Consider the following 12,912-nt stretch of genomic DNA (forward strand, 5'->3'; position numbering starts at 1 on the left):
CGCCGCAACATTCCCTTCGTGAAATTCGGCGGGCTGAAGTTCCTCGACAGCGCGCATGTGAAGGATGTTCTCGCCCTGCTGCGCGTCGGCGGTGGCGTCTATGTCGGCCTGGGGCGGGCCGCTCGCTGCCGGCCGTGGCCGAGGGGTGGCCTTCCACCTGTGCCGCGGGGTTCCGGTCGCCCAGGTGGTCGAGATCACGACCTCCAAGAAGGGCGTGAAGATCAACAAGGTTTTCGTTGCCGCCGATGTGGGCACAGCGCTGGACCCGCGCAACCTCGAAGCGCAACTGCAATCGGGCGTGATCTTTGGGCTCAGCGCCGCGCTTTATGGCGAGATTACCTTCGCCAAGGGCGCGGCCGAGCAAACCAACTTCGAGAGCTACCCGGTGCTGAGCATGCAGCAGGCGCCGGAGATCGCTGTCAAGGTGCTGGAAAGCGGCGGCCCGATCCGCGGCGCGGGTGAAACCGGCGTGCCGCCCGTTGCCCCGGCGCTGGCCAACGCAATATTCCAAGCCACGGGAAAACGCTTTCGTGAACTACCTCTGCGAAAGCAAATCGATTTTATATGACCGGTCGCCGCGCAATTTGTCCAAAACTGGGGTCTGACTCACATTCTCTGCCGGACGTTGGTCATCTGACGCTGTTTTCCAGGAGGAATCAGCGTGACGGTTTTCCTTTTGGTACCCGTCAGGCTGATAGTTGATCATGTCACTATCGAGGCCGATGGCGTTGTCGTCTGCGTGCGATCCAGTTTGGACAATTGCTGCTGTCCGACCTGCGGCCGTTCCTGCTTGGCTTATCCAAAGCCGATACTGGCACCGCACACACGATCTATCGATTAGCGGTCGCCGCGTCGAGCTTAATTTGACGCATGGGCGGTTGCGCGTGCTCCAATCTCGACGGGCTTTCACGAAGAACCTCGCCCATGACACGAATTCGATGGCCATGCCTGCCAGCATCGCTGCAAAGAATAGCGCGGCGCCTTCATCCAGCGACGCACCGGGCATGTTGGTTTACGTAGCGCTATAGCCCACGCCACACTCTCCGAAGGGACTCACGTCAACCGATGACCATCCACCAAGCCCACGCATCCGACCCTCTTCGAGTGTCGAGCGAATTCGACATCCTCCGTCAAGCCGAACGATGGCGGCGGTCCGGGCTTGGCGTCGCGATCGCGACCGTCATCGAGACCCACGGTTCGGCGCCGCGACCGGCGGGATCGCATCTCGTCGTCGACGAGCACGGGCGGTTCGTAGGCTCGGTCTCCGCTGGCTGCGTGGAAGCCGACGTGATCGAGGCGGCCCTCGACGCCATCGCCGACGGCGCACCGCGCACGCTCGAGTTCGGCGTCGCGGACGAGGTAGCGTGGCGGCCGGGCTTGACCTGCGGCGGACGGATGGTCACGCGAGTGGAAAAGTTCGACGACCAGGGGCTCAATCTCCTGGACGCTTCGAACCGGCTCATCGAGGCGCGCCTGGCCCATGTCATCGCGACGCCCCTCGACGATTCTGGCGCGCCGCGCCTGCTTTCGCGGGGCGATCCGCTAGAGCGGGAGGCTGAAACGAGCGGAGTCGTGGAATGGCGAGGAAGCCGCTGGTTTTTGGAGCGGCGCGATCCAGACCCTCGTCTCGTGATCGTCGGCGCCGCGCATGTCGCGCAGCCGCTCGCCGCCTTGGCGCAAGCGGCCGGTTTTGATGTCGTGGTCGTGGATCCACGCGCCGCCTATGCGACGAGCGACCGTTTTCCAAATGTGCGGCTCGACGCGCGTTGGCCAGACGAAGCTCTGCCCGACATCGGGCTCGACGCTAAAACCGCCATTGCGGCGCTGACTCACGATCCCAAGATCGACGATCCTGCATTGCTTCAGGCATTGGCGTCGGCCTGCTTTTACGTTGGCGCGCTTGGCTCCAAAGCGACGCATGCGCGGCGCTGCTCGAGGCTTCTCGCGCAAGGCGCTGATCCAAAAGCCCTGGAGCGCGTGCGCGCGCCGATTGGTCTCGACATCGGCGCGCTGAGCCCAGCCGACATTGCCGTTGCCGTGCTGGGCGAGATTGTTCTGGCGCGGCGCCGCAAACCGCTACGCAGCTCCCTGCGAGAGAGTGTAGCGTGAGCTCCTCCGTCGTTGCGCTGGTGCTTGCGGCCGGCAACGGCGAGCGCTTCGGCTCCGCACGATTCAAACTACTCGAGGAGCTTGACGGCAAGCCGCTAATGCGACACGCCGTCGACGCCGCGTTGGCGTCGCAGGCGGGCCGCACGCTCGTCGTAACCGGACATGCGAACGAGCGCGTCGAGGCGGCGCTCGCGGGCGCGCCCGTGGCGCTCGTTCACAACGCGAATTACCGCGAAGGCTTGGCGTCGTCCCTTCGTGCGGGAGTGGCGCAGGTGGGCGGCGAATCGGGAGCGCTCGTGCTGCTCGCCGATATGCCCGCCGTCACGCCAGCGATTCTCGACATCTTGATCGACGCGTTCGATGCAACGGACGCGGCGGCGGTCGTCCCCACGCGAAACGGCCGACGCGGCAACCCCGTGCTGCTTGGGCGCACGCTCTTCCCGCAGCTTGCAACGATCGCCGGCGACAAGGGCGCGCGTGAGATGCTTCGTATCAGCACCGGCGTCATCGAAATCGAGATCGGCGATGACGCCGTGCTGACGGATGTAGATGCGCCCGCAGATCTCGCGCGCCTGCGAAGCTTTATACGAAGCTGATGTTCTCATTGCGCAGGGGCACGGAGCGCAGACGTTTTCCCGTCGCGGCAAAATAGGCGTTGAGCACCGCCGGCGCGGCGACGCAGATGGTGGGCTCGCCGACTCCGCCCCAGAACCGGCTTTGTCGCAAATTTTTACCGAAGACGCGATGTGCGCAGTGAGGCTGATTTGGTTTACCCCGCCAGGGGATAGAACTGCTGCGCTGGATGCAATTCGCCCATCGTTCCCAGCTGTCTCTTGCGGAGCATGTGCATGAGTTCGACTCCGGAGAGCATCGCCGCGGCTGATCGAAAGGATTTGAAGCCCAGCATCGGCCGCGTCACGCGCTTGACGGCTCGGGGATCCTGCTCGACGATGTTATTCAAATAATTGATTTGGCGGATCTCGATATCCGTTTTCTCCTCATCCTTGTAGCTTTCGATCGTCGCCGTGTTCGCGCTGCTCTTGTCGATCGCGATCTTTGCCGGCGCGCCATGCTGACCAATCGCCTTGCGCAGAAACCGCAACGCGGCTTTGCGGTCCCGCTTGGCTGTCAGCAGAAAGTCCACTGTTGCGCCAGCCTTGTCGACGGCCCGATACAAATATTTCCAACAGCCTTTGACCTTCACGTAGGTCTCGTCCAGTCGCGAGCTCCCGCCGACCGGGCGCTTGAGGCGCGGAACTGACGCTTTAGCAATGGCGCATATTTGACGACCCACCGATTGAGGGTGGAATGGTCGAAATCGACGCCGCGCTCTTCCATCATCTCTTCGAGTTGCCGATAGCTGATCGGATACGCCACACACCACCGCACGCCCCACAAGATCATGTCGCGCTCAAAATGGCTGCCCTTGAACTCGATCATCGTATTTTCCGCCGGACGTCCTCCCGACCACCATAAGCGCTGCACATAGCTCAGCAAAATTTGCGACAAAACCCATTCAGCCTACTCGCCCGAAATAGGCGAGGATTCGCGAGAACCGTGAAGCGGCGCAGTCGCTCGCGCGCAGACGAGGCAGTATGTCAGCACGGCAGCCGCTCCCGAGATCGCGGCTGCAGAAAGCAGCAGCAGCGCGAACCCAGACTCGAAACTCGCTCGGAAGATTTCACGAAACTGGTCTTGCCTCGTGAGATCGAGGCCCCTCAATAGCGATTCAACGTCTCCCGCCACCAAGCGGGAGGTGACGAGGTTCTCACCATCCTCGAATATTGGTGTGTCGATCAGCGCCTTCGTCAATTCACCGTATCGAGACTTCGCTCCGCCAGCGAGTATCGCGCCGAGACCTGCGAAGCCTATCACGATGCCTACAAAGCGCAGCGAGGCGCTGATGCCGGACGCCATTCCCCCACGTTCGGGAGAAATTGCGCTCATCAATACTTTCACCGTTTCTCCGTTGAGGAGTCCCGCTCCCGCGCCAATGAGCAGCATGCCGAGCGCGAAAGGCGGATAGGGCATGTGCGCATTGGCCATCAAGCCCGTGACCAGGTTCCCGCCGGCCACTAGAATCAAACCGCTCGTCAAAAGCATTCTACCGGAAACTCGCAAGGCCAATCTCGCACCCACCGTCGGAAAAACAAAGAGTGGAAGCGCGTAGGCGAGCATCGCGAGTCCCGTCGAGGCGGGTTGGAAATGAAAGGCGTTCTGAAGATAGAGCGGGAGATAGGTGACCATGACTTGGGCGCTGGCCGCGTAGCCGAGCATAGCCACGCAGGAGCCGAGAAACGAGCGGTTGCCGAACAGGTCGAGGTCGATCATCGGGCGCGATTGGCGTCGTTCGACGAGGAAGAACAGAATGAACAGGCCAAGGCCGAGGCCGAGCTTCATCAAGGTGAGGCTATTCGACCAACCATCCGAGGTCCCGTCGATCAGTCCCCAGACGATGAAAAACAAGCCCGAACCGAAGCTGGCCATTCCCGCTAGATCGAGTTCGACAGCATCCAAATCTTTCGAATCTTCGACGTCCAGCGTCGCAATTGTGAGCAGGATTGCCCCTGTTGGAACGTTCACCAGAAACGCCCAACGCCAGCTGAGGTAGGAGGTCGTGAGGCCCCCGACGATCGGTCCAGCCGCTACCGCAACTCCCAACACCGCTCCCCAGAAGCCGAATGCTCGCACACGTTCTATTCCTCGAAATTCATTCCCGAGCACCGCCAGCGCAGCGCTCAATTGTATTGCGGCTCCTACGCCTTGAAGCGCTCGCGCCCAATTCAGCAGCCATGACGTCTGCGCCAGACCACAAGCCACGGACGCGACCGTGAAGATGACGAGACCGAACATCAAGAACCGTTTGCGTCCGTAGTGGTCAGCCAGAGACCCGGCCGGCATGAGACCAACAGCGAAGGTCAGAACGTATGCGCTCACAACCCATTCTACGCTGGAAAAGGCCGCTCCGAGATCTTGTGCTATCGTCGGCAGGGCAACCGCAACGATGTTGGAGTCCAGCATGATCATGAAGGATACGCCGGACGTGCAAAGCAAGACTCTCGATCGGCGGTTCGTGATCCCTCTCATATATCGACCCGCATTATTTTGGTTTGAATTCGGACTCCGCTCGCTCTTATGCTCGAGACAGCCCGGGTCACTTTGGTGCGTACTGCATGACGCCGTTTCCAAACGACCAATCTTCACGACCATTGTCCAAGAGCACGATAACAATATCCTCCTTTCTGACATTCTGCTTCCTATGGATGTCGTCGACGACACGCGCATAAAATTTCTGTTTTGTGTCGACGGATCGGCCTCCTAGCCAAACGATTTCGATAAAAATAATATCGGATGAGTAATTGGTTCCGAGATACCCTTCAGTGGGAAAGATGATTTCGTCAGCGTCGTGCCGTGTGACGATTTGGAATTTGTCATGCGTAGGAACCTTGGCGACGTCGACCATTGCATCGTACACAGCGTCGCTGATTGCGCGAATCAAATTGATCGAGGCGTTCTTGTTTACGTCGATGCGGACGAGCGGCATTTCAGATTCACCTTTCTTATATTAGGTTGAAAGAACCCGCAGGGCGAGCTCGCACACGAGAGCTATTTGCTCGGCATGCCGAGGGAGACATGCGTCCATGCAAGTCTCCCTCGCTGCACATTTATCAGGAGGAACTCGGCCTCACGGAGCGTCTTCGATCTGATCCAGCAATTCCGTTATCCTCGTTACCTGCTGGAGAAGAATTCCGCCGACTCCGTGCGCGAACCAAACGCCCGTGACAAAGCCCCAATGAATCGGAACAGCGAAGAATTCCTCGCGGAACCAGAAGGTGTGACCCCATTCGTTGAATCCGACGCTCACGAAGATCATGAACGGACCGACGACCGCCAGCGTGAGTGGCACTGAGATTCCGTTTGCGAACAGGGGAAGCCTCGTCCGCGCGTAAATCCAAGCGGAACCGCCCATCAAGATGTAGAATGGAAAGTTGAAGTAGAATTCGATGATATGGTTGGCCGTGAAGGGCGTGTCACGAACCGACACCTGATGCCAGGAGTTGTCCTGTTCCGCAAAATAGCTGCCCGCCCAATAGACAGCAAACGTATAGATGCTGATCCACATCGTGAGCGTGAAGTATCGTGTGATCTCCTCTTTGGGAGTGATCGCTTCGAGGTTGCGATCGCGAGTGACCCAGAGATATCCCCACAAAGTCGGAAAAACGACTGCGAGGAAGGTGCCTTCGAGGTAGAGAAGACGCATCCAATGCTCTTCGAATGCGGGCTCGCTCGAATCGAGCCCGGTCGATATGCCGTATGCGCCTTGGTAGAGTCGGAAGCCGACATAGATCGCAGTCATGACTGCGAATGTCGCGAGGTATTTGAGAATGTCTCGAAGATACCATGGCAGGCCGGCTGTCTCACGGATCGGCTTGGAGGCCGCCGCTCGAGGTGCGAAAGTCATGTGAAGTCTCCCTGGTCGAATTACGCGTCGCCGCGGTCAGTTGAATTTCGGAATCACCGGAGAAGAGATGCTCGCGATATGTCTCGCGCCGGCTCCATCTTCGAAGAAGAGAAGTCCGCCAATCCGGCTATCGGCGTCCCGCACGAGGCCATCCAGGCGTTCGGTCTGCCACAGCGCGTCGGCCGCAGTTATGCGGATCGACCGCGATTCACCCGGAGCGAGAGGGTCATAGGAATCGAGCGTCAGGCTGCCTTTGCCGATATCGGCGTCGCCGCGGTCAGTGACTTCATTTGCCGCGCCGTCTTTCTTTGGTGAGAGAAAGCGCAGATTGGCGGTCGCAAATTCGGTGACGCTCACGGGCTGGTCCGATCGGTTGTGGATGAGAGCGAACAGAGTGACCGCCCGGTTCGGGATATCGAATTCCGTCCGTTGGATTCGCACGCTGACCGGGCCGGCGTTCACGATCTGAGGCAGAGGATCGATCTGATCCAACGCGGCTTGCAGCGGGATAGCGTTCGGGTATCGATGGTCCGTGATGAGGTTGGCGGCGAGCACGATCGCCGGCACACAGAACAAAATTCCGAAGGCGATCTTTATGTCCAGTGGAGAAATCAGTTCGGCCGCACGCCCGTCGCGAACCATTTTGAAGCGCGGCAGGAACAAAGGCCGTCTCACCCACCAGAGCAGCCAAGCCGATCCGATGGCGATCCAGAGAACGTGCCATCCGACGCCATTGGCGAGCCCATAGGTTTCCATATCGATCACCGAGCCGTCGAGAGTTTTCACTTCGTTGACGAAGGCTGTGGGCTGCCCAGAAATTTCGATCCACGCCCCGGGTCCCATAACAGGGCCGGCGTCATGCAGGTTGAAAAACGGGTGGATATGGAAGCGACCCGGCATACGGCCTTTGAGGACCACCTTGAACTCGTAGTCCCCGCCGAGCTTCAATGCGAAAGAGCTCACGGAAGGTTGCGCATTTATGTAGCGTTCGGTGCGAACCATCACGGGGCCAGGCGCCGAAACATTGAGATACGTCACATCGGGCTTCGCCACGCCGCGCGGCCAGTCCTCCGCGACGTGAAACTTGCCCGTCATCACGATCTCTTCGTTGACGGCAAGGTTCGTCTTGGACAACGCCACGTCATAAAATTGCACCGTTCGCATTCGAACAAAGGGTTCGAGCGCCTTTTCTCCGTGCGCGAACGCCCCATTCGGCCATAGAATCGAGGTAATCAAAATCAGGCCGGCGCCAGCCAGGAGACATTTCAGCATGCTTCTCATGGACGAACCCTCCTTTAAATATTCTTGACGTATTTCGTGGTCGCGAAGGCTTTTCCGAGCCACCACCACATCGGGTACATCAGCGTGCAGAGAAGAGCGGAGCAGAAGGCCGACAAGGGCGTCGCATACTGACCATAAGTGCGCAGCGTGCCTCTTTCGATCAAGCGAAGATACTCGGGCGTGCCCGCGCGGATGTATTGGAAGCCGAACAAGTCAGCCACGGTGAGCTGCGCTCCGCCGTATTCGACGGGGACATGAAACATCGCGAATATCGGCCAATTGCTCGGATAAAAGAGCAACGCGAACGCCATGCCGCCGAAAATGCTGGTGACCGTCAAGCTGTTCGTCAACATGAGCACTGCATCGAGCACGAGCGCGCTCGGTAGCATAGTCGCCGGAAGCACCTCGTTGATCGGAAAAAAATTCCACAAGTGATAAGCGAAAAATCGTGCGATCCATGTGCCGATCAATAGACAAGAAATGCAAAGAGTAGCGCCGAGTGGCAAGCGGAAGTTAGGCCACAGAACCGCTTGCACAGCTGCCGGGAACGTGATCATCATCAAAGGAGTGATAAGGGGCCACCATTGACGATCCTTCCAGTCGATCCAAAAGTCCCAATCGCCGACCGTGAGGGCGACATGAAGGTGAAACGCGCCGATGAAAAGAAAGAGCGCCAACACTAGGATGAGGTAGTCATAGGCCCGACTCAGCCGCGCCTTTTCGCCGGTGTATGGCGTAGTTCGTGCTTTGAGGGTGGTAACGGTCATCTCGCTCTCCTGCGCAGACCATCGAGGTCATTTTGTCTTTGTGCGTCCGCATTCGAAGGCGGTCGTCTCTAGGACACTAGTCAGAGTCCTCGCGGGCGAAAAATGATCAAATTCGATGAGGGCATAAGCGAAATTCACTTGGCGGTCTCGGGCTTGGCGCCCAGTCTCGTCATGCGATCGAAACATCCATCGGAATGCAGCGAAGGACGCCATGTCGGAACTCAGAAACTTCGATCTCAATCTGCTGATCACTTTCGACGTCTTGATGGAGGAACTGAGCGTCTCTCGCGCCGCCGAACGAATGTATGTGACGCAGTCGGCGATGAGCCATGCGCTGCAACGGCTTCGACAGCAATTCGACGATCCCCTCCTGGTGAGAGGAGCAGGCGGCATGAAGCCGACCGAGCGCGCGCTTTCATTGGCTGGTCCGGTCAAGGCTCTGTTGCGTGACGCGAACACTTTAATTCAAGAACCGGAGAGTTTCGACGCGTCGGAGAGCCGGCGACGCTTCAATATCGCCGCGACCGATTATATGGATTTATTGGTCGCGCCGCTGCTCATGGAACGGATAGATTCGACGGCCCCCGGCGTCGACATTCATATCAAGCGCACGCAACAGCCATTTCCGGAGCACGATCTCGAATATGGCGAGCTCGATGTCGTTCTGGGCTTCGACGCTGTTCTGAAGCCGGCGACTTATTTGGCTCGCGAAAAGCTGTTCGAAGATCGCATGGTGTCGGTCGTCCGACGAGGGCACCCGAAGTCGGGCGTGAAGGACCTCACTCTCGACGACTATCTCGCGATGAAGCACATGTTGATATCGCGCACCGGCACAAGGTTCGGCGTCATAGACGATTGGCTCGCCGAACGCGGCTTGTCGCGCCGGGTCGCATTGACCGTCCCACATTTTTTGTCGGCGCCCTTGATCGTTGCCCAGACGGATATGGAACTGTCTTTGCCGGAACGAATCGCCAATTGCTTTCTGGCGCAGGCTCCGTTGACGATTCTATCGCTTCCGATCGAGTTGCCGCACTATGACCTCGTCATGGTCTGGCATCCTTTGCGCGAGCGTGACCCCGCACATAGATGGCTGAGAGAGCAAATCGTTTCGGTCTGCCGAACGCTCGAGGCGTCGAAGAGCTGAGCCTCGTCAACGACCAGGCATCCCTTCGGCAAGCGCTTTGATGTCGATCAGAAGATAAGGGGGCTTGGATCGATCCACTCCTCCATTCAAAGCTGCGGATCTGTGGAGCTGATTCACGACGGCGTACAATTTTCCCGAAGGACCGAATGCCAGCGAGTCCACCCATGCGAGCTCGGGGCCTTGCGCCAGTCGGAAATAGCTGCGATCGGTTTTGATCACGCCTATGGCGTTCTCCGCGAGGTCTCCGAGATAGATGTTGCCGTCTTTGTCGATGGTTATGCCGTCACAAATGGGCTTGGCGCTGTATCGCTCGACCTTTGCGGCCAATGCGCTTTGCTCCAAGTTCTCGTCCGCGAGGTCTGAGGCTTTGATGCGATAGAGGCTCGTCCCATGCATCGGGCCGAAATAGACCCATTCGTTTGCGAGATCCTCAGTGATCGGATTCACGCCGATGTGCGGTCGCGAGAGGCGGCCGGCCGCGTCTTTGGTCTCGATTGCTCGCCCGTCGATCACGAGATCGCGACCTTCGGGGATGACGCTCGCATGTCCCTCCAACACGCGGCGGGACGCTCCAGTCGCGAGATCGACGACGATGATGGCTGCGTTTACGCCTCCGGCTGGGTCGGCAATAAATATTCGATTGTGCCGACGATCCACAGTGAAGTCGTTCACGAATGCGTTTTTCGGAGCGATGGGTTCGGGGAAGTAAATGACCCTGTGGAGCTTGTCCTGGCGCGTGTCCCATCCCACGAGTTTCGGCGTGACGCCGCTTCGCATTCCGTTGTCCAGCATCCACACGACGCCATCGGCGTCGGTGCGAATGCCGAGAACCGAGTCCAATGAGAGTCCCGAGCGCCGGCTCCTATCGTTCAGAGCTTCGCTCGGGAAGGGCTTGATCGTGCCGTCCGCACGCCACTCCACCACCGAAGCGCTGGGCTCGTAGAATTGATGCTGGCTCATTACAATCTTGCCGGCGGGCGTCGCCGTGACGTTTCCCGGGCCCTGTTGGAGTGAGCCGATTACGGAGACACGATCGGATGGCTCCGCGAGCGCGCCGGATGCGCCGAACCAACCGATGGCGACGAGCGTCAGCAACTTCTTCAATGCCTTCTCCATCCTGTATGAGCGGATGGATATCGTAGTTGGACGATCGGCCGAACCGGAAATGAATTCTTTTGATCGCGGAGTGAAGGCTATTCATTTCTGGGCCGGATGTCGGTCGAAGACGACTGCGGCGGCATCAGTCGTTGTCGTCCGAACCTACAATTTCGACCGTCGTGCGAGTCTGGCGGAAATGCGTATTACACCAATGTGGACTTCCTGTTGCCAACGATGACAAGTTTCTGAAAAATGTCGAGCGCAGGGAAGAGGCGCTGCGTCGTCTCTTTCGTAGTCACATGCGCCTTGGGGCCGTTCGTCCGGTGAGGTGCGGCCCCGCGCGACTGCGAACAGTCGCGCGGGGCCACGTTTTTCAGCGTAGCGCGCTGCCAACGCCGGCGCGTCCGATTTCGCGGAGGGCTTTCACCGGCCGACATGTTCTCCGGTCGCAAATTAGGCGGCCGCCGAATCTGCATAATGAAGCGACTATGGGGATTTTCACTGGAGTTCGTTGCTTCGCCTAGCCTCGCTGTCCCGTGCCGGTCGGGGCCGTAGAGTTGAGCCAAGCGCGTGTCTCGTTCAAGATCTCATTCGAGAAGTCTGAATTCTCGCTCATTCGCGCGAGGATCAAAGCTCCGATCATTGCAGCCCAGGCGCCAATCGCGATTCGACGCTTTTGCGCGTCATCCGTGGCCGGCGCACTTCGACTAAGCATTTCGATCAGGCGCTCGAGACCCGCTGTCATCTCGGCGCGGGCGTGTCCCGGTTGTCTGACAATGTCCGACGCCAGCGCCGCAATCGGGCAGCCGCCAGCGCGATCGTCTTTGTGCCGGACCGACAAGTACTGTTCTATCATCGTGGACAGATCGTGTGTCGGCTGGATCGCGCTCAGCGCGTCGACCACCGCCTGTGCGATGAGATCGTCCTTGGATTTGAAATAGCCATAGAAGCCTCCATGCGTGAGGCCGGCTGCCTTCATGACATCCGTCACTGTGACCGTCTCGAAGCCACGCTCTCGGAACAGTCTTCCGGCCGCCATTAAAATCGTTCGCTTGTTTTCCAGGACCCTCTCCCGGCTGACTTTCATCGCAGGCTCCTCGGTTTGCGCTTGACATTATACATGACAATGATCATAAATATCAATCATGATGCGCATCATGAATAATCCAGGGAGAGTCCCATGAGCACGAAGAGGGCCGTCCTCGTCACAGGCGCCTCCACTGGCATTGGATCAGTTTATGCTGACCGCTTCGCGCGTCGCGGCTACGATCTTATCCTGGTCGCTCGCGATAAGGCGCGGATGGACAGTTTGGCCGATCGCTTGCGGAGTGAGACGGGCGTCGATGTAGACGTGCTGCCAGCCGATCTTACGGAACCCGACGATCTTGCTCGAGTCGAGCACCGCATCCGCGAAGACGGACGTATCTGCGTGCTGGTCAACAATGCAGGCGCCTTGATCCCTGGTGGCTTTCTCGGACAAAGCGGCGACGACATAGCGAAACTGATTGCGCTCAACGTTACTGCGGTCGCTCGGCTTTCAAACGCCGCCGCCCCTCACTTCGTAGAGGCCGGCGAGGGAGCGATCGTCAACATCGCCTCTGTGGTCGGACTGGCGCCGGAAATGGGAATTACGGTCTACGGCGCGACGAAGGCTTTCGTGTTGTTCCTTTCGCAGGGTCTTCGCGTCGAGCTCGGGCCTAAAGGTGTATACGTGCAGGCGGTGTTGCCTGCCGCGACGCGCACGGAGATCTGGGATCACGCCGGAATCGACGTCAATTCTCTTGCGGGCGTAATGGAGGTCGGCAAGCTCGTGGATGCCGCGCTCATCGGATTTGACCGCCGGGAGCCTGTGACCATTCCGCCGCTGCCGGACGCCACTCAGTGGAACGCCTTCGACGCCTCCCGCCAGGCTATGTTGCCGAACTTTGCCCAGACTGAGCCGGCCGGACGCTATCAGCCAACTGCTTGATCTGCGCCAGGACATGCACTGGCCGCAACTGCATCACGCGCAAGGCGTTGCTATCCAATCGGAACGGCTGCGAAACAGATTG

14 protein-coding genes are annotated in these 12,912 nt (G+C 59.0%); 5 read left to right on the plus strand and 9 right to left on the minus strand.

The genetic code is table 11. The features are described 5' to 3' along the window. A partial coding sequence (locus A1351_RS25795; RefSeq protein ID WP_245291598.1) for a hypothetical protein occupies positions 1 to 225 on the minus strand: 225 nt, incomplete at its 3' end. On the opposite strand from A1351_RS25795, the gene A1351_RS23785 reads away from it, so the two are divergent. The 3 genes from A1351_RS23785 (at position 215) to A1351_RS06870 (ending at position 2,705) form a co-directional block, all read left to right on the plus strand. Then, complete coding sequence (locus A1351_RS23785; RefSeq protein WP_064032583.1) at positions 215 to 568, plus strand: molybdopterin cofactor-binding domain-containing protein; 354 nt, start codon at positions 215 to 217, stop codon at positions 566 to 568. The two genes, A1351_RS25795 and A1351_RS23785, sit on opposite strands and share 11 nt — an antisense overlap. A gap of 497 nt (positions 569 to 1,065) precedes the next feature. Beyond that, positions 1,066 to 2,109, plus strand: a complete 1,044-nt coding sequence (locus A1351_RS06865; protein ID WP_064032584.1) for an XdhC family protein — start codon at positions 1,066 to 1,068, stop codon at positions 2,107 to 2,109. After that, positions 2,106 to 2,705, plus strand: a complete 600-nt coding sequence (locus tag A1351_RS06870; protein ID WP_064032585.1) for an NTP transferase domain-containing protein — start codon at positions 2,106 to 2,108, stop codon at positions 2,703 to 2,705. The genes A1351_RS06865 and A1351_RS06870 overlap by 4 nt, the downstream gene beginning before the upstream one ends. 173 nt (positions 2,706 to 2,878) lie before the next feature. On the opposite strand, the gene A1351_RS06875 is transcribed toward A1351_RS06870, so the two are convergent. The 6 genes from A1351_RS06875 to amoA all read right to left on the minus strand — a co-directional run bounded on the left by A1351_RS06875 (position 2,879) and on the right by amoA (position 8,619). Next, a protein-coding gene (locus tag A1351_RS06875; protein ID WP_371441461.1) for an IS6 family transposase occupies positions 2,879 to 3,549 on the minus strand; the annotation gives its coding sequence in 2 pieces (ribosomal slippage) (positions 2,879 to 3,357 and positions 3,357 to 3,549; 672 coding nt in all). Positions 3,550 to 3,630: 81 nt separating this feature from the next. Then, positions 3,631 to 5,136 carry an MFS transporter gene (locus tag A1351_RS06880; protein WP_198162244.1) on the minus strand — a complete coding sequence of 502 codons (1,506 nt, stop codon included), beginning with the start codon at positions 5,134 to 5,136 and terminating at the stop codon, positions 3,631 to 3,633. Positions 5,137 to 5,263: 127 nt separating this feature from the next. After that, positions 5,264 to 5,653 carry a tautomerase family protein gene (locus A1351_RS06885; protein ID WP_064032587.1) on the minus strand — a complete coding sequence of 130 codons (390 nt, stop codon included), beginning with the start codon at positions 5,651 to 5,653 and terminating at the stop codon, positions 5,264 to 5,266. 141 nt (positions 5,654 to 5,794) lie between these two features. Beyond that, complete coding sequence (gene amoC, locus A1351_RS06890; RefSeq protein WP_064032588.1) at positions 5,795 to 6,571, minus strand: bacterial ammonia monooxygenase, subunit AmoC; 777 nt, start codon at positions 6,569 to 6,571, stop codon at positions 5,795 to 5,797. 36 nt (positions 6,572 to 6,607) lie between these two features. Further along, a complete protein-coding gene (gene amoB / locus A1351_RS06895) occupies positions 6,608 to 7,852 on the minus strand; it encodes a bacterial ammonia monooxygenase, subunit AmoB (RefSeq protein ID WP_064032589.1) in 1,245 nt (414 codons plus the stop codon). 14 nt (positions 7,853 to 7,866) lie between these two features. After that, a complete protein-coding gene (gene amoA, locus A1351_RS06900; protein WP_064032590.1) occupies positions 7,867 to 8,619 on the minus strand; it encodes a bacterial ammonia monooxygenase, subunit AmoA in 753 nt (250 codons plus the stop codon). A gap of 211 nt (positions 8,620 to 8,830) precedes the next feature. Here amoA and A1351_RS06905 point away from each other — a divergent pair, with 211 nt between their 5' ends. Further along, positions 8,831 to 9,763, plus strand: a complete 933-nt coding sequence (locus tag A1351_RS06905) for a LysR family transcriptional regulator (RefSeq protein WP_064032591.1) — start codon at positions 8,831 to 8,833, stop codon at positions 9,761 to 9,763. 6 nt (positions 9,764 to 9,769) lie between these two features. Here A1351_RS06905 and A1351_RS06910 read toward each other — a convergent pair whose 3' ends face one another. Both A1351_RS06910 and A1351_RS06915 read right to left on the minus strand, forming a co-directional pair. After that, positions 9,770 to 10,867, minus strand: a complete 1,098-nt coding sequence (locus tag A1351_RS06910) for a major royal jelly family protein (RefSeq protein WP_245291600.1) — start codon at positions 10,865 to 10,867, stop codon at positions 9,770 to 9,772. A gap of 514 nt (positions 10,868 to 11,381) precedes the next feature. After that, entirely contained in the window at positions 11,382 to 11,948 is a 567-nt protein-coding gene (locus A1351_RS06915) for a TetR/AcrR family transcriptional regulator (protein WP_064032592.1), read from the minus strand. Positions 11,949 to 12,041: 93 nt separating this feature from the next. Between A1351_RS06915 and A1351_RS06920 the strand changes: the two genes are divergently transcribed. Continuing rightward, positions 12,042 to 12,830, plus strand: coding sequence for an SDR family oxidoreductase (locus tag A1351_RS06920; RefSeq protein WP_064032593.1), 789 nt, complete (start codon positions 12,042 to 12,044; stop codon positions 12,828 to 12,830). Positions 12,831 to 12,912: the final 82 nt, after the last annotated feature.

Source organism: Methylosinus sp. R-45379, from assembly GCF_001644125.1.
Lineage (GTDB): Bacteria > Pseudomonadota > Alphaproteobacteria > Rhizobiales > Beijerinckiaceae > Methylosinus.